Origin of the sequence: Rheinheimera baltica (assembly GCF_030731985.1) — a bacterium.
In the GTDB taxonomy this organism is placed as follows: Bacteria; Pseudomonadota; Gammaproteobacteria; order Enterobacterales; family Alteromonadaceae; genus Alishewanella; species Alishewanella baltica.
This window is the reverse complement of sequence record NZ_JAPJDY010000004.1, coordinates 32,259-52,619: the sequence shown is the minus strand read 5'-3', so window position 1 is coordinate 52,619 and position 20,361 is coordinate 32,259. Positions and strand designations below refer to the sequence as shown.

At 45.0% G+C, this 20,361-nt stretch carries 22 protein-coding genes, 1 tRNA gene and 1 pseudogene; 12 read left to right on the top strand and 12 right to left on the bottom strand.

The annotated features are described in order from the left end of the window. The first annotated feature begins 191 nt into the window (after positions 1 to 191). Genes ORJ00_RS19075 through umuC form a run of 3 tightly spaced genes read left to right on the top strand, consistent with a single transcriptional unit; the run spans position 192 to position 1,895 of the window. Positions 192 to 341: a hypothetical protein gene (locus ORJ00_RS19075; RefSeq protein ID WP_440480645.1), complete on the top strand. Its 150-nt coding sequence runs from the start codon at positions 192 to 194 to the stop codon at positions 339 to 341. Between the two features lie 13 nt (positions 342 to 354). Beyond that, positions 355 to 621, top strand: coding sequence for a S24 family peptidase (locus tag ORJ00_RS19070; RefSeq protein WP_440480644.1), 267 nt, complete (start codon positions 355 to 357; stop codon positions 619 to 621). Further along, the gene (umuC, locus tag ORJ00_RS07750) at positions 618 to 1,895 is read left to right on the top strand and encodes a translesion error-prone DNA polymerase V subunit UmuC (RefSeq protein WP_306139467.1); all 1,278 of its coding nucleotides are present in this window, start codon (positions 618 to 620) and stop codon (positions 1,893 to 1,895) included. The genes ORJ00_RS19070 and umuC overlap by 4 nt, the downstream gene beginning before the upstream one ends. 2 nt (positions 1,896 to 1,897) lie before the next feature. Here the strand turns inward: umuC and ORJ00_RS07745 are convergent, their stop codons facing one another. The 3 genes from ORJ00_RS07745 to ORJ00_RS07735 form a co-directional block, all read right to left on the bottom strand. Further along, positions 1,898 to 2,227 carry a DoxX family protein gene (locus ORJ00_RS07745; RefSeq protein ID WP_306127079.1) on the bottom strand — a complete coding sequence of 110 codons (330 nt, stop codon included), beginning with the start codon at positions 2,225 to 2,227 and terminating at the stop codon, positions 1,898 to 1,900. A 69-nt stretch (positions 2,228 to 2,296) separates the two neighbouring features. Further along, positions 2,297 to 3,313, bottom strand: a complete 1,017-nt coding sequence (locus tag ORJ00_RS07740; protein ID WP_306139466.1) for a PA2778 family cysteine peptidase — start codon at positions 3,311 to 3,313, stop codon at positions 2,297 to 2,299. A gap of 10 nt (positions 3,314 to 3,323) precedes the next feature. Then, on the bottom strand, positions 3,324 to 3,695 hold the full coding sequence (locus ORJ00_RS07735) for a PA2779 family protein (RefSeq protein ID WP_027671024.1): 372 nt from the start codon (positions 3,693 to 3,695) through the stop codon (positions 3,324 to 3,326). A 114-nt stretch (positions 3,696 to 3,809) separates the two neighbouring features. On the opposite strand from ORJ00_RS07735, the gene ORJ00_RS07730 reads away from it, so the two are divergent. Then, the gene (locus tag ORJ00_RS07730; protein WP_306139465.1) at positions 3,810 to 4,070 is read left to right on the top strand and encodes a hypothetical protein; all 261 of its coding nucleotides are present in this window, start codon (positions 3,810 to 3,812) and stop codon (positions 4,068 to 4,070) included. Between the two features lie 10 nt (positions 4,071 to 4,080). Here the strand turns inward: ORJ00_RS07730 and ORJ00_RS07725 are convergent, their stop codons facing one another. Beyond that, positions 4,081 to 4,245, bottom strand: coding sequence for a hypothetical protein (locus ORJ00_RS07725; protein ID WP_306139464.1), 165 nt, complete (start codon positions 4,243 to 4,245; stop codon positions 4,081 to 4,083). 13 nt (positions 4,246 to 4,258) lie between these two features. Next, positions 4,259 to 5,389: an MFS transporter gene (locus ORJ00_RS07720; RefSeq protein WP_306139463.1), complete on the bottom strand. Its 1,131-nt coding sequence runs from the start codon at positions 5,387 to 5,389 to the stop codon at positions 4,259 to 4,261. A gap of 265 nt (positions 5,390 to 5,654) precedes the next feature. Here ORJ00_RS07720 and ORJ00_RS07715 point away from each other — a divergent pair, with 265 nt between their 5' ends. Together ORJ00_RS07715 and ORJ00_RS19000 are read left to right on the top strand one after the other, a co-directional pair. Next, complete coding sequence (locus ORJ00_RS07715; protein WP_306139462.1) at positions 5,655 to 6,380, top strand: TMEM175 family protein; 726 nt, start codon at positions 5,655 to 5,657, stop codon at positions 6,378 to 6,380. A gap of 39 nt (positions 6,381 to 6,419) precedes the next feature. Then, positions 6,420 to 7,027: pseudogene (locus ORJ00_RS19000) on the top strand (HipA domain-containing protein). A 395-nt stretch (positions 7,028 to 7,422) separates the two neighbouring features. Here the strand turns inward: ORJ00_RS19000 and ORJ00_RS07700 are convergent. The 5 genes from ORJ00_RS07700 to ORJ00_RS07680 form a co-directional block, all read right to left on the bottom strand. Further along, positions 7,423 to 7,560: a hypothetical protein gene (locus ORJ00_RS07700; protein ID WP_306139459.1), complete on the bottom strand. Its 138-nt coding sequence runs from the start codon at positions 7,558 to 7,560 to the stop codon at positions 7,423 to 7,425. A 475-nt stretch (positions 7,561 to 8,035) separates the two neighbouring features. Next, on the bottom strand, positions 8,036 to 8,944 hold the full coding sequence (locus ORJ00_RS07695; protein WP_306139458.1) for a viperin family antiviral radical SAM protein: 909 nt from the start codon (positions 8,942 to 8,944) through the stop codon (positions 8,036 to 8,038). A gap of 75 nt (positions 8,945 to 9,019) precedes the next feature. Further along, entirely contained in the window at positions 9,020 to 9,694 is a 675-nt protein-coding gene (locus ORJ00_RS07690) for a hypothetical protein (RefSeq protein ID WP_306139456.1), read from the bottom strand. Continuing rightward, positions 9,687 to 10,070 carry a hypothetical protein gene (locus ORJ00_RS07685; RefSeq protein WP_306139455.1) on the bottom strand — a complete coding sequence of 128 codons (384 nt, stop codon included), beginning with the start codon at positions 10,068 to 10,070 and terminating at the stop codon, positions 9,687 to 9,689. Before ORJ00_RS07685 ends, ORJ00_RS07690 begins: the two co-directional genes overlap by 8 nt. A 13-nt stretch (positions 10,071 to 10,083) precedes the next feature. Further along, positions 10,084 to 10,722: a hypothetical protein gene (locus ORJ00_RS07680; protein ID WP_306139453.1), complete on the bottom strand. Its 639-nt coding sequence runs from the start codon at positions 10,720 to 10,722 to the stop codon at positions 10,084 to 10,086. 424 nt (positions 10,723 to 11,146) lie between these two features. Between ORJ00_RS07680 and ORJ00_RS07675 the strand changes: the two genes are divergently transcribed. The 3 genes from ORJ00_RS07675 to ORJ00_RS07665 all read left to right on the top strand — a co-directional run bounded on the left by ORJ00_RS07675 (position 11,147) and on the right by ORJ00_RS07665 (position 13,605). After that, positions 11,147 to 11,983 carry a phosphoribosyltransferase-like protein gene (locus tag ORJ00_RS07675; RefSeq protein WP_306139452.1) on the top strand — a complete coding sequence of 279 codons (837 nt, stop codon included), beginning with the start codon at positions 11,147 to 11,149 and terminating at the stop codon, positions 11,981 to 11,983. Between the two features lie 2 nt (positions 11,984 to 11,985). Then, positions 11,986 to 12,345: a hypothetical protein gene (locus ORJ00_RS07670; protein ID WP_306139450.1), complete on the top strand. Its 360-nt coding sequence runs from the start codon at positions 11,986 to 11,988 to the stop codon at positions 12,343 to 12,345. A 249-nt stretch (positions 12,346 to 12,594) separates the two neighbouring features. Next, the gene (locus ORJ00_RS07665) at positions 12,595 to 13,605 is read left to right on the top strand and encodes a retron St85 family RNA-directed DNA polymerase (protein WP_306139449.1); all 1,011 of its coding nucleotides are present in this window, start codon (positions 12,595 to 12,597) and stop codon (positions 13,603 to 13,605) included. Between the two features lie 91 nt (positions 13,606 to 13,696). Here the strand turns inward: ORJ00_RS07665 and ORJ00_RS07660 are convergent. Then, a tRNA-Arg gene (locus ORJ00_RS07660) sits at positions 13,697 to 13,773 on the bottom strand. A gap of 167 nt (positions 13,774 to 13,940) precedes the next feature. Between ORJ00_RS07660 and ORJ00_RS07655 the strand changes: the two genes are divergently transcribed. Together ORJ00_RS07655 and ORJ00_RS07650 are read left to right on the top strand one after the other, a co-directional pair. Beyond that, entirely contained in the window at positions 13,941 to 15,860 is a 1,920-nt protein-coding gene (locus tag ORJ00_RS07655) for an ATP-binding protein (protein ID WP_306139448.1), read from the top strand. A gap of 143 nt (positions 15,861 to 16,003) precedes the next feature. Then, positions 16,004 to 18,178 carry a M3 family metallopeptidase gene (locus ORJ00_RS07650; RefSeq protein ID WP_306139447.1) on the top strand — a complete coding sequence of 725 codons (2,175 nt, stop codon included), beginning with the start codon at positions 16,004 to 16,006 and terminating at the stop codon, positions 18,176 to 18,178. A gap of 117 nt (positions 18,179 to 18,295) precedes the next feature. Here the strand turns inward: ORJ00_RS07650 and pmbA are convergent, their stop codons facing one another. Continuing rightward, complete coding sequence (pmbA, locus tag ORJ00_RS07645) at positions 18,296 to 19,642, bottom strand: metalloprotease PmbA (protein WP_306139446.1); 1,347 nt, start codon at positions 19,640 to 19,642, stop codon at positions 18,296 to 18,298. 119 nt (positions 19,643 to 19,761) lie between these two features. On the opposite strand from pmbA, the gene yjgA reads away from it, so the two are divergent. Beyond that, positions 19,762 to 20,280 carry a ribosome biogenesis factor YjgA gene (gene yjgA / locus ORJ00_RS07640; RefSeq protein ID WP_305974310.1) on the top strand — a complete coding sequence of 173 codons (519 nt, stop codon included), beginning with the start codon at positions 19,762 to 19,764 and terminating at the stop codon, positions 20,278 to 20,280. Positions 20,281 to 20,361 lie beyond the last annotated feature (81 nt).

Genomic DNA, 20,361 nt, shown 5'->3' with positions numbered 1-20,361 from the left:
TTTTATTCAGACTGATTTAGCCTAGCAGATAATATCTACTCACACCAACTGCGCACGAAGCAAAGCGCAATAAATCAGTTAGCCGCGTTGATAGGCACTCAATCGTTAACCAAAAAACCTAATACGTTTCTTCATCTAGAAAAATCTGACAAACCCGATATACTGTATGTATATACATATAAGGGGTGAGTATGTCTGCTGTATTTTTAGGTAATGCCGATAACTGGCCAAGGCGTCGTATGCCCTTTTACAGTGATCCGGTAAAAGCCGGGTTTCCGTCACCCGCACAGGATTATGTAGAGCGCGCTGGATTTAAACGAGCTGTGTATTCGCCACCCTAACGCCACTTTTTTTGTGCGGGTTGAAGGCGATTCAATGATAGAAGCCGGCATTTATGATGGCGATTTACTGGTAGTAGACAGATCTATTGATGCCGAACACGGCGATGTTGTGGTGGCTGCCGTTGGCAGTGAGTTTACCGTAAAGCAGCTATGTACCCAGCCACGGTTACAGCTACTAGCGCGCAACCCAGCTTATCCGCCTATTACGCTGCGTGAAGGCGATGAGCTGAATATTTTTGGGGTGGTAACCAATGTTATCCGGCAAATGAAACGCAAATGACAACCCCCATATTTGCGCTAGTGGATTGCAATAACTTCTATGCCAGCTGCGAGAAACTGTTTCGGCCTGATTTAGCAGATACCCCTGTTGTAGTGCTGTCGAACAACGACGGCTGTGTGGTAGCACGGTCGAAAGAAGCGAAAAAGCTAGGCATAAAAATGGGCGTACCGGTATTTCAGGTGCGCGACGTATTGCACAAACAAGGCGTGGTGGCATTTTCATCTAATTACGCGCTGTATGCCGATATGTCACAACGGGTTATGAGTACGCTGGAAAACCTGGCGCCAAGGGTAGAGGTATATTCTATAGACGAGGCGTTTTTAGACTTAACCGGCATAAACTACAGCCTGAGTCTAACCGAGTTTGGCCTGCAAGTGCGCCGGATTGTGCACAAACACACAGGGATTAACGTCTGCGTAGGTATAGCACCGACGAAAACCCTGGCCAAGCTGGCAAACCATGCGGCAAAAACCTGGCATAAAACCGGCGGCGTGGTCGATTTAACCTGCACTGAGCGCCAGCGAAAGTTACTGGCGCTGCTGCCTGTAGGTGAAGTATGGGGTATTGGTGGTAAGTTAACCAAGCGCTTACAACAGCTAGGTATTGATACCGCCCTGCAACTGGCCGATGCCGAGCCAGAATTTATTCGCCAACATTTTTCGGTGGTGGTAGAACGCACAGTGCGTGAGCTAAGAGGTGAAAGTTGCCTTGCACTGGAACAACTGGCCCCTACCAAGAAACAAATTATCAGTAGCCGCGCCTTTGGTGATCGCATCACCGATAAACAGCAGATGCAAGAGGCAATAAGTGAATATGTTAGCCGTGCGTGCAAGAAACTGCGACAAGAGCAACAGCACGCCCAGCATCTCACAGTGTTTTTGCGCACCAGCCCGTTTAGCGATACAGACGCGCCTTACAGCGCCAGCAAAAGTATTGCGCTGGATACGCCAAGTAGCGACACGCGGGTATTTTTAGCAAAAGCCATGCAGCTACTAGAGGCATTGTGGGTTAACGGTTACCGCTATGCCAAAGCTGGCGTGATGCTGGCCGACTTTTACGACCCAGGCGTATACCAGCCGAGCCTGTTTGATACCCCGCCAGTGCAAAAAGACACTGACAAAAAGTTGATGCAACTGATGGACACGCTTAACAGCAAGCATAGCAAAACTCTGTGGTTTGCCAGCCAGGGCACCAAGCAAGAATGGAGCATGAAACGTGAGTTGTTGTCACCGGCCTATACTACCGACTGGCAACAGCTGCCAGTGGTAAAGTAAAATTAAACCTGTGCTGCTCTACCCTGCCAGCCGCGCCACGCGCATAAAGCAAAAATACCTGTCGCCAAGATTAACATTGGCCATTCAGCATGTGTCGCGTGTGTTGCCATAGCGCCAAGCATTAACACAGCAAGGCCGCTGGCGGCCAACATGGATAGACGGGGTATGACTACAGCGATAGCCCCTAATACTTCCAGTACGCCGGTAAAATACATAAACTCTGGTGAATAACCCCAACGGCTAAATGCTTCAACCTCAAATGGCAATGCGGCAAGTTTGGCAACACCCGATGCAGCAAAGATCACTCCAAGAAGATAAGTAACCCATTTCATATTTAACAAAACCTCCGTTAATTAACGCTCATTCGTAATACCAACCAGACCCTGTTAAAGCAAAATTTATTACGGCATCCCCGCAGGATTTTGTCCTACGGGCATAATTTGGCATTGCGATAAGGCATCAGCGCTTGCTTGCTGCGCCTGAAAAACTTGCTGCTGGCTATCCAGCAGATTACTGTCCCGCGGTGACAACTCAACAGCAGTGTTAATAAGTGCTATTGCTTTTTGATGACAGCCTAACCCGCTTAACAGCAAAGCATAGTTATTCAAATAACCTGCTTGCTGCTGTGCTGCAGCCAAGCCTTTCTCAAACCAGGCGGCCGCAACCAAGGGGGCGGCAGTAAAATAATGATTAGCCAATAAAAAATACGGCAACCAGTAATCGGGCCACTGCTGTGTGGCCGTTTCCAGTGCGAGCACTCCAGCGGCAATCAGGCCAGTGTTGAGCAAATCCTGACAGGCTTTGGTATATAAAAACGGGTCTAGCTGAGAGCTGGCTTTATCGGGTGGCAACATGGCCAGCAGCCAATAATCACCTCGCTGCCAGGTGCGTTCAAAGGTAGCAAAATTTAGCCGGTGCTGTGCTGTAACCCCCGTGTGCAGAATAACCTCGGCGCTATCCAGGTCATACCCGATGACGACGGCGTAGTGCCATTGCGGCAGCCAGGCAATACTGTTGTTTTGCAGCACAATAAGCGGCATATTCTCTGCCACCAAGCTTAAAAGCTGTGCCATTGTAGCGCGAGGCTGCACATAAGCCAGCATGCCAAGCTGGCGTGTGGCGGCAGCCATTTCTATTTGTAATGTCCCTTGCCGGCCAGGAATAAAGGTGTTTGGGGCTATATCGTCCGGGCTTTTACTGAAGCCATAAAAACCCGCTACCTCGGCCAAGGTCGTAGGGCCGCAAAAGTACTGTTGCTGTGGGTAAAAAGGGACTTGCGACATAATATGCTGGCGCGCAATATCAGGTGGTGTGGCCAATAATTGCAACGTTTGAGGCGGCGTTTGGCAAGCACTAAACAGCCCAAGTAAAAACAAAAGACCAGCACGCAGGCTGGTCTGGATCAGTTGATGTGCCAAAGCGTAAGCGTTAAATCGGGCGAATAAAAGGATAAACGTCGGTTATCCCCATCAGGTCCAGTACGGCAACCACCACCAGTACCGTAATAATGGTACCTACTATGCCACCCGCCGGCATATCGTTAAGTTGATTATTCAGCGCATCCAACTCAGCAGTGGTCATACTAGCAATACGTTGTTTAGCATTTTCCGGGCTAACGCCCAGCTCGATTAACTTTTGCTGCACCTCGGCACTATCAACAAAAGCCAACACCTGCTGCTGGCTGTAATGTTGCTGTTGCTGCGCGACGACCTGATCTGAGCTCAGTACACCGGCCGATGCCTGCCCTAGTGAGAGCAGCAAAGCGACAAAAGCACTGAGTACTATTGATGTTTTGTTCATTAATGAGACCTTTTTATTAATGGTTAAAAGCAGAAGATACAGCCGAGCCTAGTCGATAGACAACATCACCGCAACAAGAATAAATTTACGAGTACTTTAAAGCATCGGCCTTGCTTGTATTACACCGACACAAACTGCCTGCTAGCTAACGCTTTTAACCCAATGCTGGTATTGCTGCGAGTGATACCCAATAAACATCCAACCGACACCGCCAGTACCAGTGACAAAGTAAAACAAGCCTATAAAGATTGCTCAGCATCGACTAGCTCGATGAATCATACAATGCAGGAAGTAGACAACTTGGCACAAGATGTCGCGAAGTCGGCTGACTCTGCTAAACAATTAGCCGTTGAAGCAGAAAAATCAGAGATTTAACGAAGCCGATTTACCGTTGGCTTTCAGCGTTCTTAGCAGCAGACGCCTCCACATCGGCTGTGCTGTCTGTTTGTTCCGGATAGTCAGGTTTATGATTTTCTACCCATTGCTCGTCCTGGCGTGGGTCCATCTGGGCAAGAGACGCCCCTGACGCTGCAGGTACCGCAACAAACACACTTAACTTATCATTAGCAATGCGCTCCGCCGCTAGGGCATAGCCGCCCAATAGCAATGCCGCCCAATAGCAATGCCGCCAGCGCCAGTACCGCAAAAAACAAGCTGCCGGATACACCTAATATCGCGCCTAATATTAATGGGGCTAAAAAAGAGCCTATACCGTAGGCAAACAGCAAACTACGGCTAATTTCTACTAAGTCTTTGCTGTCATCTAACCGGTCATTGGCACGGGCTACACTAAGCGGATAAATACTAAACAAGCTGGTACCGAGCAAAAAGCCCAGTAAATAGAATAACCAGGTTTGGCTGGCCAACAGAGCAAGTAACAGGCAAATGACAAAACTAAATAAGCCAGCCCAGGCCAGTAACTTACGCCGGCCGTAGTGATCAGACAAGCTACCAACCGGCCACTGTGCCAACAGGCCACCTAAAATGGTAATGGCCATAAACGCCGCAACAACCGATTGCTGTTGATAGGCATTCAGTACGAATATTGGCATCATGGTGTAAAAACCACCGACAAAAAAACCGCCAATAATGCTGCCGACCAGTGCCAGCGGCGCAATATGCAATACCTTGGGTAGGCTGTAGCGTTCAAAAGGTTTTAACTGCGGTTGGCTAATACGGGTAATGGCTACTAAAAACAGCGACGCCAGTACCAGCACAGATCCCAGCACAAACACCACGTGCGATGAGACGTCCAGCCCTAAAATTAACTGGCCGATAGCCGTGGCCATAAAGAACACCACCGTGTATACCGCCAGCACCCTACCCCGATCCGCTGAGCTGCTTTTTTCATTCAGCCAGCTTTCCAACACAATTAACAGGGCATAAAAGGCAAAGCCTGACATAAGCCGTAACCCTGCCCAAAACCAGGGGTTGTAATGCAACGTGTGGCCCAGAAAAGCCATTACCATGATAGCGGAAAACGCCGAATAACTGCGGGCATGCCCAACCGATACAATGACCTTCTGGCTGAACACAGCAGCCAGCAAAGCCCCTAGAAAAAACGCCGAGTTAATTACACCAATGGCAATTTCCGACAGACCGGCTTGTTTTAAATACAGCCCGATATAGGTCATTAGCATACCGTAGCCGGTTGCCAGAAAGGCAATAGAGATAAACAATGAAGAAATAGGCAATAACGCCTGCCTTAAAAACACCAACTTACTCGCTTTGAAAAAATCAATGATGTAAACATAGTTTCTCGTAGCCTGTCAGGCAAGCCGTAATGCCTGCACTTAGATGTGTAAAACAGCAAGCCACGTATAGTCAACCGTCCCCCGGGGAAGTACTTTCAAATTGATGACCTATTGCACTATTCTTTGTTACCCTTAGCACTAACCGTTCTATAAAACAAAGCTACTCAGTGTTTATAGACACTGGAACACAATAATAAGTAGGCTTATGACAGACTCTAGTAACACCAGACAAGAAAGCTGGACCATGCGTGGCGAAAGCATGACCCGCATTGAAACCTTTTTTGCTGCAGCCTGTGCTTTTGCTGTAACAATGGTGGTGATCTCCGTTGGCAGCATTCCGAATTCATTGGCCGATTTAATGCAAGCTACCAAGCAAATTCCAGCCTTTACTGCCAGCTTTGCCGTTATTACCTGGATTTGGCATACGCACTCCGTGTGGAGCCGACGCTTTGGCCTTGAAGACACCAAAACAGTCGTCTTTAGCTGTCTACTGATCCTGCTGGTGCTTATTTATATGTATCCATTACGTATTATGATGCAGGCATTGTTTGCAGTATTAAGTAATGGTTTTTTGCCTAGCCTTATTCAGCTTAAAAGCGAATGGGACGTGCGTTTTATTTTTATCTTGTTTGGTCTGGGTTTTTTGCTGCTCAGCATCAATTTCGTTGCATTGTACTGGCATGGTAAACGCGCCCAACTGATGACTGCGCTGTCTGACTACGAAAAATACCAGGCCAACACCGAGATCATTGTTTGGCTGAGTACCGCCATGATGTGTATAACCGCACTGCTACTGTCGTTATTTTTGCCAATACCTTACATCGGCTGGGCCGGATACAGTTACTTTTTACTGTTCCCTTTGCTAAATGGACTAACATGGCACAGAAGCAAAAAATGGCAGCGGTGCAGTGCTATGCATTCTGCTAATTAAGGCTGCAGTTTGCATGGTAAAGGGTTGTACACGCTTGCCGTGAATTATTGTGTTAATAATGCAACACCAACAACACACATTATTAAGCTACCCATTGGCGAAATACACTCGGATGATCATGTTATTGATATGACACACAGTGTTGAGAATGAATACCTGTGTCTTAACATCGCCAAAGCCTATGGCTTTGATACAGCAGAGTGCCAAATCATTACACCTGACGGCGTAAAAGCACTCGCTGCTGAGCGCTTTGACCGCAAGATGGCATCCGATAACACCTGGATAATGCGGCTACAGCAAGAAGACTTCTGTCAAATTACAGCAACCTCTCCGGCGAAAAATATGAAGTAGATGGCGGGCGAGGTATTTCATCCATCATGCACGAGCTGCTAGGTACAGCGAACCCAAGGCATGACAGAGAAACATTCATGCGTACGCAGGTTTTATTCTGGCTGTTAGGCGCAACAGATGGGCATGCGAAAAACTTTTCAATTTTTATTGAACGCCAAGACCAATACCGACTAACACCGCTATACGATATTTTGTCGGCATTCCCTGCCATTTCTAAAAAAGGGTTACATGAAAAAGACTTGCACTTAGCAATGTCACTAAAAGGTTCAAAAGGGCGAAAACAGAGTGCCGCATGATTGGGCGACAACACTTTATAGCAACAGCAAAGGAAGTGGGGTCGATACAAACACAATGGAAAGCATGCTTTATCAGATGGCGGCTAAAACAGAACAAGTTATTAATACGGTAGCAAGTGAATTACCCATGTCTTTCCCTGCATTTATTTCAGAACCTATTTTTGAGAGAATGCACAGATATAGTCAACGATTACTTAGCTAAACAGCGTTGTGGTAAGTTCATGCACATTGATGAAAGTGACGCTTAACAGAGTGTCCAAGTGCAGTGTTCAACTAGGCATGTAATCATGCGTCAATTTTGAAAGCTCTCGAATAAGAGCGGCACTTTATTAAAAAGGTGCAGTTAAAACTACACCTTATAAGATAAGACTTATTTTAGTTACTGACTATAACGTTCAATCATCACCTAAATAACTATTATTATTAGGATTATGGGCGTCAGCCCAGTCATCCATATCCGATTCGTTATTTGGGTTGTTAATGTCAGACCAAACATCTAATTCAGCTTGTGACATGTCAGATGTATCAGGCATAAATTACTCCTTATTACTGCCGTTATAACGTGCATTATTCGGGTTCAGCTGATTGCTGCGATTGTCCTGCGACTTCTGATAAGCAGGATTTGTCCCTGACGTCCCTTTATTTGGGTTCGACTGGTTAGCCTTGTGGTTACTATTTTTATTCGACATTTCTTTTCTCCAGTAATTAATTCACAATCAATTGCAACGGGACTTCAACACCTTCAGTTAAAGCCCCTGCAATCGCCGCACATCATGCTTAAAGTTTAAAAAAGCTCTGTGGTCACTTGGCGAACTCGGGACCGCCAGTCTCTTCCCCGTTGGCGTGATAAGTACAGCATGTCGCCCTTGTCGGATACGCCACCTGCTTTGCTTCAGTAATTGTTGAACTAACACATTAATATTTTTATCACTACTGTATTTCTTCATTCGGAAGCTCCAACCTTTTGTTTAAAAATCAACCTGATTAAACGCTAATTCCAGAATTGATTTATGAAGCTTCACTAACCTTCAAAAGGGCTGTGCTATACCGCTTTGCAAAAGTTTCAATGTTAAAATCGATATGCTCAAGAGCAGCTCCCACTCCGACATCTAACACTGAAGGGCTTTGCACTAACCCATTACACGTATTTGTGTTTTGGTAGAAACGCCCTTGAGGATTGAGCATCAAATAGGATTGCCACATATCAGCGTTATTTTCTACCGTGACAATATTTGAAAAAGCTTTATGCCGTTTGATATAAGAATCGTACTGACGCTCTGACACGGTTAAATTAGTGGAGTAAACAGGCAAAACGCGCAGAATTTTCCATTTATCTGGACGCAGTTGACTGATCAAACTTGAAATATCTTCCCGCCAGTTAAAAGCATTAACTACTGTATTAATTTTTACAGTGCCATTAGCATTGGCTAACCGATATGCCTTCACAATCTCTGTTGTACGAACGGGGGATAGCCAGGCATTCTTGCGGTCTACCCGTCCAATACTCTGGGCCAACAAATAGTCAGCGGTATCAACGCTTAAGCCAAGCATATCGAGATGCGGCGCAATACGCTTCATCATCTTGTCAGATAACAGATGGCCATTGCTGATAATAGAAGTACGAAAACCAAGTGACTTTGCCAGCAAAATTGCATCGACAAAGCGCTTACCAAGCATTACTGGCTCTCCACCTGCAAAATTGATCCTTACCGACGTGTAATTTAAGATGTGATACAGGCTATTTTCAGCGAAAAAATAGTCTGCAAGTTTTAAAAGCAAGGACTCAATATCACCGAAGGAGTGATGCAACTCCGCTTTTGAATGATTACCCTCCCATGTGGCGTAACAATAGCCGCAGCGATAATTACACTCTTCGGTCATATGAAAGTTGATGACGATTTCACTAATTGTTGTCATGGTATTCTCCGTTTGTTGACGACAAACGCAGAATCACCTAGTGCAATGCACTAACAAGCCTTCAAACGAAAATAATTACATCTTTTTGAATTGGTCCAGTAATTCATCAAACTCTAATGCTTCACTAAGCTTTTTCTCGAGGTGAAGCTTTATCTGATTAATAGCGCCATTGTCATAATCCATCAGCTCAGCCAACTTTGCCGCTTTTTCAATATCACCCTCTATATAGGCCAGCAAAACATTATCAGCAGGCTCTAAAGCTGCAGATTGCACTAGCAAGGCATGCAATAAGTTCTGATTTTTGCCAAGGGCAAGCTGTGGAAGCACAGCGAATGGGTTAGGTAACTTGTGGCTATATAAATCGACGTCACTTGCCAACGCCTTAGTAAACTCTACCGAGGCTGGGTTATTTAGTGAGATTCCCATCAACGAATTACGATTGCCGAGCATAGCACTCACTACTTTCGCGCAATCCTGGCGATAAGAAATGTCCTCAAAAATCTTTTTCACATCTTTTGGGTCATGAAACACGGCATTTAACAGCAAAGCATTGAAAAGCACGACTAACTGCTGCTCATTTGCTAAATAGGTGGGAAAACGATGATCATCCAGCTTAGATTTAGGGGCTATTTTGATCAGGCCATTACGAATCATCGACATCGCTTTGTTTTTAAGAAATGCACTCTGTGTCGCGACATCAATGTCAAACAACTTACGGATCGCATCCGGCACGGTTAAACCACTAGCCATTACAATAAACATCCTCTAGCAACTGGCTAACCTGAGTTCGTTTAAACTGTTCTTCGCCGATTGATACATTTGCAATCGATTTAGCCATCGCGAACCAGTCGCCATTTTTGTAGCGTCTTGAATAACAGTTTTGTGTTTGTTGCATGTACTGCTGCACCACTCCGATACAATAGCCCGCCCGCATAGCTTCAGCCATAGAGGTGTGTAATGCTGCATAAGTACCCGGTTGATCTTTTTTATTAAATATAGCAACGACTTCCAGACAAGACTTCTGTAAGAACTTAGGATCGTCATATTTAAACGGCTGTTCTTTACTTTGCACAGTGAAACTGACTATTACCCCAGCCAACATTAAAAAGTTAGTTAAACTTCGCATAGAGCATCCTTACTCAAATTTTCGTAGAAACGTGATGTTTAGATAATAATGGCGTTTCCAGCACAGGCTGACTGGAATCATCTGATGATACTTCAGCTTCCGGTGTGTCAGAGCCCATAGACTGACGTCTGTTCCATAATTTCGGCAATGGCGCGGCTGCATAAACTGCCAAAATAATCATAATGGTTGCAAACAAGCCAAAAGCCTCAGAGTTTTGATTAAAGTGATTCAGTCCCACCGTATCACTTTTAGAGACAACATTAAAAACTGAATAATATTCAATTGCTTTGACTATTAACATGGTTATTGCTGACACAAAGACAAATCGGCGTGTTAGCTGCCAACGACTTATACTAAGCTGCCGGCCTCGCTTAAAAAAACGCCAGCTAACAAGGAAAAGGCTAACAACTATACCAATCTCAGCAATGTCTAGTTCACTGAGGCTCAGGCTACCTTCAAAAATCAAAGTGGGCACAGTAAACAGCGCTATTACGGCTGCGATAAATAGAATTAAGTACAAAAATAGGTTCATGATGAAAGCTAAAAGGTGCCCAAGCAAAATATCTAGTGTGTTCAAAACTGATTTCATTGTCATCCTTGAGAATATAAGAGAATTAAGAGGTAAGCCGCTCGACGATGCGCTTAATTTCACAGGCCGGAATAATTCCAGTATTAGAAACTTAAATCAATAATTAACAGGCAATATTTGCGATATACGTGTAGTGGATGGCGTATTCTGCAAGCGCAAAGAACAAACCATCAGGCCGCATTACGATATTGAGATAGACAGCGAAACCGGCCAAATCAGCACAGACTATTACGATGGCTTTATTACTACCAAGCTAAAAGGCATTTGCTACCTTGGCAAAGCCATAATTACCCGTCTGCACCAGTGGCGGCTTGAAATCTGTCAAAGCGCTTTTCGCTCTCACTTGGAGTTCTGTAAATAAGTGTACGCCAACTCAATAGAAACGAACTAACACCTTGTAAACAATGAATATCAAGCATACTATTCTTTAGAACCGGTACTCACCTGCTCTCAATCAGTGATTTTTTATTGACCAAATATGCGCTTAATGAATAAAGAACAGTTTGCAACGTTATTGAAACTCTCAAAAACAGCACCGTGGATAGTGGATAAGGATGAAGCTCTCACTTCCTTACTATTTGATGACTGTAATAATGAGAATTCTAGAGACCTAGTGATCGATCTCTTGACTAGATTTAATTACTGGTCACGAGAGCAATATGCAAACGAATTAAGAAACTTAGCAGAATCTGTAGCGCGCGACACAAGGCTGACTCCGCAAACAACTCAAATAGTAGGAATGGCGGCTGACGAGAGTTCTGATAGTTCACACCTTATTCTCTATGGCTTGAAAATGGCGTTCAGAAACCAAGGCTGGACAGGATATGGTGAAGTAAATCAATTTGCTAAGTCTTATCAAAAATATAAGCAAAACAACGACTATAAAGATATTGTTTTGGTAGATGAGTTTATCGGTAGCGGTCAAACTGTCATTAGCCGAGTCAAGGAAATTAGAAGAATTTTTGATTACGCCAAAGTAGATGGATATCGAATAATTGTAAAAGTACTTGTCTCAAGTAGCGTCGGTTTGGAAGCCATACGAAAACAAGGAATTGAGGTCGACGCAAATCTTGTCATAAATAAAGGCATAAGCGATTACTACCCCCCCAATGAAGTGCAATCCAAAATTGAAATAATGCGTGAATTAGAGAGTATTCTTGCACCACAGATTGGCCCTGTTCCACTTCCGTCTCTAGGATATGGCTCTTGTGAATCTTTATACATGCGCCAAGAAGGTAACACACCTAATTGTGTTTTCCCTTTTTTCTGGTGGCCCCAATACCAGGACGGGGCGCGGCGTAATTTAATAATGGAAAGAGCGTAATCATGAGTATCGTAGTCGATAATATTGAAAAAAAAATTCTCAGTGAACTTATAAAGTCAAACAGAAGACTAGATAGCTTCACACTCTTTAATCGGATAAAAGTAAGCTTTGGAGCTTTTAGCCAAAGATTAGACAGCTTAGAAAAAAATGAATTTATACAACTGAGGGACATGATTGTGACCCTTACCCTGAAAGGGTTGGAATTTAGCAGTAAGATAAAACTAATTGAAAAAAGACATCAACGAAATATAGAGTTACAACCTCAATTTACCTGTAACAAAATACCAGTAAACGAATTTTACATACCAACGATCTTACGACTCGATAAAAAGACTTTCCCTATTTTGGTTAGTCTCTTATAGTAACATCCTGCTCACGGACGCTAGTATGTTGGAGTGGTGTCGCTCCTTAGGTTAAGGTGTTCTTTAACTAACGGTTTAAGCAATACTGAAGTATTGCTTAAACGAGAGAAACCAAAAGAATTTGAGCAAGCTCAATTTCTTTTGGTTCACTGAAAATCTTGTTAATTTTGCGCTCTCGCAAATTTAACAACACTTTCAGTGTAGTTACTACGTATGTAAGGTAGCGCCGTGAGCAATTTAAGGGCCGTTATGTCAGTAGATATTTGGAAAAAATCATTTTTAGAAAAAGGGATTCCATCCCATCTAGTTGAGCATTACGCCCCTTATATTGAAAAGCTCCTTCTGCAAGATTTGCCCGTAATATTCGAACTGGAACACCTGTCAAAGATTATTGGAGTCGAAATAAGCACTCTGCAAAAAATGATCTATTGCTCTCGCAAATTTTACAGAAGATTTTCGATACCAAAAAGGAATGGAAGTAGGAGGCAAATTGACGCACCTTATCCAACTCTCCTGTTATGTCAAAAATGGATTTATGAGAACATCCTTAAAAAAACTTCTGTTCACCATTCCGCTCATGGGTTTATCGAGAAAAAATCAATAATTACAAACGCACTACCCCACAAAAACAAAAAAGCTTTATTAAAAATAGACTTAAAAGACTTTTTCCCTTCCATCCCGTTGAGTTGGGTTATTAATCATTTTTTAAGCTTAGGGTATGCAAACAATGTTTCATTCTACCTTGCATCTTTATGCTCATTAGAGGGGCATCTTTGTCAAGGAGCGCCCACAAGCCCTTATCTGAGCAATATTCTGCTGACTGGACTTGACAACCGTCTCACAAAGTTAGCTGCTTCATATTACTTAGAATATACAAGATATGCCGATGACATGACTTTCTCAGGCAATTACATTCCCCACACATTGATTGTCACAATTGAGAGTGTGATTGCTAGTTATGGTTTGTCGGTAAACCCCGAAAAAACAAGGCTACATTTAAAGAAAGGTCAGAGAATTGTCACCGGAATATCGGTTTCCGGCGACTCGCTTAGCGTACCAAGGGATTACAAAAGAGCTTTAAAACAAGAAATTCATTTTATTGAGAGATATGGATATATATCTCATGTCTCCAAGTTAAAAATTAACGACCCCTTATACCTCGAGAAATTAATTGGCAAAGTAAATTTCTGGCTGCAAGTTGAACCTAAAAACAATTTTGCAAAACACGCACTTAACTTATTGCGGGCAGTAAGAAAATAAATTTGAAAAAAGTTTTGCTATAAATACGCTATAAAATTTTCTTGCAGGCATAAAAAAAGGCCTCACTTTTCAGCTAAGACCTTGATTTATATGGCGCACCCGAGAGGATTCGAACCTCTGACCTCTGCCTCCGGAGGGCAGCGCTCTATCCAGCTGAGCTACGGGTGCACAATCTGCTTTTGCAGAAGCTGCGCATTATAGACAGCCTTACCCTGCGTGTCTATCGCTTAGCTGCGCGTTTTTTCAACACTCAGATTGATGATGGTTGTTTACAAGTTCAATAGCTTAGCGATAGAGTGATGCTTGGCTTTAATTCAGGCGCTAATTTATCATTAATGCGGAATAAATTTATTCTTTCTTTCTGGCAATGGTTGTTATTACTAGCACTGTTTTTAAGCGCTATGTACGCTACTGAAACGCTGGTAAAACACGAGCAACAGTATGCCCGTGGTCAGCAGTATAAGCATGAAATTACCAGTGCCGGCCAATTGCGTGCCTTGCTTGAGTCTGAACTAAATATTCCCCTGTACCTTACCCTTGGTCTTACCGCCCATGTGCAAGCGGTGGGTGGCAATATTTCGGGCACAGAAATTCAAATGTTGTTGCCAGAGCTGGTACAACAAGCTCGCCATATCCGCAATATTGGCGTCGCACCGGGAAATACCCTTAGTTACATTTATCCATTGAAGGGTAATGAAAAAGCAGTAGGCCTGCACTATCCCGACATAACGGAACAATGGCCTGCCATTGCCGCTATTATTGCCCAGAGAGAAGCCAGGCTCGTTGGCCCTATCGATTTAATTCAAGGCGGACAAGCATTTATTTATCGCCTGCCAGTGTTTATTGGCATTGACAATTACTGGGGTATTATTAGCACGGTCGTCGATATTGACTCAGTGTGGTCGCTGCTGGAAAAGCAAACAACCGAGCAGCAAGTACAGGTCGCTATTCGGAATTTATCTGAATTAGGTGATAGTGGGAAAGTTTTTTACGGCGATAGCAGCCTGTTTTATGATGACAGCCTGCTACTGCGTATAAGTTTGCGTGGTGCATTGTGGCAAATGGCGGTGCGCTCTATTGCACCTGTTCGTGATAAGTCGTGGCAAATTAGAACAACCGCTTATAGCTTAACGCTATTACTCGTAGTGCTATTAGCATGGTTGCTAATATCACGCCAACGTTTACGCAACAGTGTGACAGCAGAAAAACAAAGCCGGCTTTATTTACGCAGTATTATGGATAATGTCACTGATGCCATTATTACAACGTCGTTGGATGGCACCATTGAACAGGTGAACCTGTCTTGTTACCCCATGTTTGGCTACGCCGCCACTACACTACCCGGCTTACACTGGTCAGAACTGCTGGCTCAGCCTCAACTGCTTGATGAGCTCTATAGCGCCACGTCCAACGCAAAAACTGAATTTGAAACACAGGGCAAACGGCGCGATAACACCCAATTCCCTATGGCGGTAAACCGCAGCCAGATTAGGTTGCAGCAGCAGGCTAAGCAGCTATTGGTGCTGCGGGATCTAACCGAACGCCATCAAACCGAACAGTTAAAACAGCAGTTTATCTCTACGGTTAGCCATGAATTACGCACACCTCTAACATCTATCTCTGGCGCATTGGGACTTGCAGTATCCGGTGCACTAGGCGAGTTAACCGCATCACAAAAGCGTATGCTGCAGTTAGCCTATTCCAGCTCCCAGCAGTTAACCACACTGGTTAATGATTTGCTCAACGTTGAACGCATATCAAGCGGCACCTTGGCGTTGCAGCTACAACCAATAGCGTTGCTACCGTTGGTGCAGCAGTGTGTTGATGAAATGCAGTTGCTGCATCCGGCGTTAACATTGCAATTGCAAAACCTGCCTGCACTAGAACAGCTACAGGTTAATGCCGATATCAGCCATTTGCAGCATGTTATACAGCATTTACTTAGCAACGCAGTAAAGTTTTCACCCACTGCCGCAAACATTCAAGTATCCGTAACCCGTCAGGCTGATTTTGTGCGGGTAACTGTGCAGGATCAAGGTATAGGTGTCGCACCAGAGTTCGTACCAAAACTGTTTAGCCGGTTTAGCCAGGCAGACAGTTCTGATAGCCGCAAACACGGCGGCACTGGCTTAGGATTGTCGATTAGCCAAAATCTTATTAACCAGATGAGAGGCAGCATGGGGTATCAACCGGCGCCTGAGAGTGGCAGCTGTTTTTACTTTGAACTGCCTTATATCCAAGCTGACCAAGCATAGCGGTTGTTATAAACTGTCTTTTATCTTAATTTGTTGGCTATTGGCTGCAAACTGCGTGATTGCCCCGTACTTTTTGGCATACTCAGGATAACTATGCGCAAAAGCGTACTTATTATAACAATGACATCTTCCAGGGAGATTTTATGCGTAAAACACTTATAGCCACTACGGTAGCAGCCGCACTCGCGCTTGCTGCTTGTGGCGACAATACCGCCCCAGCACAAACGGCTACTGAAACGGTGGCGGAAGCTGCTACTGCGGTAGAGGCTATTTCAAGCAACCCACTAATGGTGAAAAGCACTTTGCAATACGAAGCTCCTAACTTTAACGACATAAAAGACGATCACTTCTTGCCAGCGTTTGAAGAAGGCATGAAGCAACATATGACCGAAGTGCTCGCTATTGCCAATAACCCAGCACCAGCAACCTTTGACAATACCTTAGTTGCGCTGGAAAAAAGTGGTGAATTGCTTACACGCGTATCGCGCATTTTCTACAATCTGGCCGGTTCAAGCTCTAATCCACAGCGTCGTGAAATTCAATCTGAACTGGCACCCAAAATGGCCGCGCATTCAGATAACATCAACTTAAACCCACAGTTGTTCGCCCGTATTAAAAGCCTGTACAACCAGCGTGAAGCGCTAAAACTAGATGGCGAATCGCTACGTTTAATTGAGGTCTATTATGAGCGTTTTGTCCGCGCAGGTGCTCAGCTAACGGAAGAACAAAAAACCGCCATTCGTGCTTTAAATGAAGAGCACTCAACGCTAACTAATCAGTTTTCACAAAACTTGTTAGCAGAAACCAAAAAAATTGCGGTTGTAGTGGATACCCAAGCAGAACTGGCAGGGTTATCCGACGCGCAAATTACGGCTGCGGCTAATGCAGCAAAAGAAGCTGGCCATGACGGTAAATACCTTATTAGCATTACCAACACCACACGCCAACCGGTGTTAAGCCAGCTAAGCAACCGCGAACTGCGCCAACGGGTATGGGAAGCATCAGCCAACCGTAACCAAAGTGGCGAAACCGACAACCGTCCTATCGTTGCCCGTTTAGCCCAATTACGCGCCGAGCGCGCTAAGCTGCTGGGCTACGACAGCTGGGCCAGCTACGGCCTGGAATCGCAAATGGCAAAAACACCACAGGCTGTATTTGACATGCTAGGGTCTATGGTGCCCGCTGTTATTGCCAATACCAATAAAGAAGCAGACGCCATTAGCCAAATGATCAAGCAACAAGGCGGTGATTTTGAGCTGCAGCCTTGGGACTGGGAATACTATGGCGAATTTGTCCGCCAGGCCAAATTTGATTTGGATGAGAGCGAAGTTAAACAGTACTTTGAATTTGAGCGTGTTTTAAAAGACGGCGTGTTTTTTACTTTCCAACGCCTGTACGGTATTCGCTTTGAACCACGTCCAGATTTACCCACCTATCACCCGGACGTAAAAGCCTACGAGCTGTTTGATACCGATGGCAGCAGCCTGGCAATATTTTACGCCGACTATTTTGCCCGTGAAGGTAAACGTGGTGGCGCCTGGATGAGCTCATTTGTGGGTCAATCACATTTAACCGGCCAAAAGCCTGTTGTGGTTAACGTAATGAACATTCCTAAAGCGCCAGCAGGCGAGCCAACGCTGGTGAGCTATGACAATGTGACTACCATGTTCCACGAACTTGGCCACGGCTTACATGGCATGCTGTCAAACGTAAAATTCCCAACACTGGCAGGCACCTCGGTGTCACGTGACTTTGTTGAATTCCCATCTACATTTGAAGAAGATTGGGCAGCGCATCCGGAAGTGATCGCTAACTACGCAAAACACTATAAAACCGGTGAGCCGATCCCAAGTGAGTTGCTGGAAAAAGTAATGAAGTCGCGTAGCTTTAACCAGGGCTTTGACACCTTGGAATATATGTCGGCTGCCCTATTAGATATGGAATGGCATTCGCTTTCAGCTGATGAACCATTGCAGGATGTAAATGCTTTTGAAGCCCAAGCACTGAAAAAGCACGGCATCACCTTAGCTGCAGTGCCACCACGCTATAAATCTACCTACTTCTCACACTCTATGGGTGGTGGCTACTCTGCCGGTTATTATGCTTACATGTGGAGTGAAATATTGGCGGCCGATGCTTTTGCCTATGTGCAGCAGCAAGGTGGTTTAAAACTGGAAAATGGCCAGAACTACCGCGACAACATTCTATCTGTAGGTAACTCACGTCCGCCAATGGAGTCTTATAAAGCGTTCCGTGGCCAGGAACCTACTACAGATGCACTGTTAATTCGCCGTGGCTTAAAGACTAAAGTTGAATGATGATTAGAAGAAAACCGGTTTACTTAAAGCAAACCGACTTTCTTCACTAAAATAGCCGCAATAAAAAGCCCCGCAATTCAGCGGGGCTTTTTCATTTATCTAAGCAAAGAAGGCACTTTAGCTGCCAGCAACCTGCATCTGATTAATCAGTATAGAGCCGGTTAATACACCACCACGGCGGTCAACGTCATTTCCAACAGCCGCAATTTGCATAAACATGTCTTTTAAATTACCGGCAATAGTGACTTCCGATACCGGGAATTGAATTTCGCCATGTTCCACCCAAAAACCCGCCGCACCACGCGAGTAATCTCCGGTCACGGTATTCACGCCTTGTCCCATCAGCTCAGTAACAAGTAAACCTTTGCCCATAGTACGGCACAACTGCAGCAAATCTTCATTACCGTGCTGAACCAGCCAGTTGTGAATACCGCCAGCATGGCCCGTACTGGCCATGCCTAACTTACGGGCAGAATAACTGGTCGTGAGATAGGTTGTTAATACGCCTTGCTCAATAACCGCTAAATCCCGGGTTTTAACCCCTTCACCATCAAACGGGCTGGAAGCCAATGCCTGCTTTAAATGAGGCAGCTCTTGAATAGTGACATTCGGCGACATGATCTGTTGGCCAACTTTATCCATTAAAAAGCTGGATTTACGGTAAATACTGCCCCCGCTAATCGCAGACACTAAATGACCAAACAGGCTGCTGGCGATATCAGCACGAAAGATCACCGGTACTTTTTGCGTTGGAATTTGCCGGGCATTTAACCGGGCAATGGTTTCTAATGCGGCTTCACGGCCAATTTGTTTTGGATCCAATAACTTATTGTACTGGCGCGCAACCGTAAAACTATAATCGCGCTGCATATCATCGCCATCTTCACCGATAACAACGCAACTAAAACTGTGACGTGAACTAGGGTGCCCTACCAACTGGCCATGGCTGTTGCCATACACTTTTAAACCGGTGTGTGATGAAAACGATGCCCCTTCTGAATTGGTAATACGTTTATCAGTTTCAAACGCGGCCTGCTCAGAGCCGGCACACAAGGCAATGGCCTCATCGGTACTAATTGTCTCAGGGTAGTATAAATCTAAATCGGGCGGAGACATCTCTAGCCAGCTGGCTTCTGCTAAACCGGTGTGGGGGTCTTCCGATGTATAACGGGCAATGTCGGCAGCAGCTTCTACTGTGCGACGCAGGGCCTGAGGACTTAAATCAGCAGTCGATGCCGACCCCTTGCGCTGGCCAAAATACAGGCTAATCCCTAAGCCACCATCTTGATTAAACTCTACCGTTTCCACTTCGCCATGCCGGGTTTCTACGCTTAACCCTTTGGTGCGGCTCATAGACGCTTCTGCGCTGCTGGCTCCAAGCTGCTTTGCATGCGCCAGAACGTCGGCTACAGCCTGCTTTACTTCATCAATTTCTTGCCAAATAGTCGGTTGTGTTACTTGCATAATGTCAGTTCAGCTAAATTATTTACCACAAGCTTATCATAGTCTGCTAAAGCTGGCTGCTGCTGTGCATCACTATCATGTATACTTAGCAACATTATGGCTTAATGCGAACTGAGACAATGACTGATTTTATAAATGGCGACACCTGGGATGAAGAAGAAGGTAAGAGTAAGTCGCAGGTTAAGCGTGAAATGCACGCCCTGCAGACTCTGGGTGAAGAGCTGGTGTCGCTAAGTGCCGCCTCACGCGCCCGGGTGCCATTAGATGATGAATTAAAAGATGCGCTGCAACTGGCAGACAAGCTGGGTAATAAGCGTGAAGCGCTACGCCGGCATATTCAGTTTATTGGCCGTTTAATGCGTACCCGGGATTTAGAGCCGATTGAAACCGCACTGGCGCTACTTCGCAATACTAATCAGGCAGCCACCCGTCAATTTCACAAGGTTGAAACACTACGCGACAAGCTTATTAGCGACAATGACGCGGTTACCGAGTTTATTGCCAGCTACCCGGATGTGGATGTGCAGCAGCTGCGCCAGCTTATTCGTAATGCCAAAAAAGAGCAGGAAAAACAGCAACCGCCAAAAGCCTACCGCGAGCTGTTTCAACTTATTAAACCGCTAATTATTACCGACTAACTTGCCGCGGTTATAACCGTGTAGCCTTGCTTTTGCGCGTTTCTTTGTTGCATGCAGAAAAGTAGTGCAGGCACAAAAAAG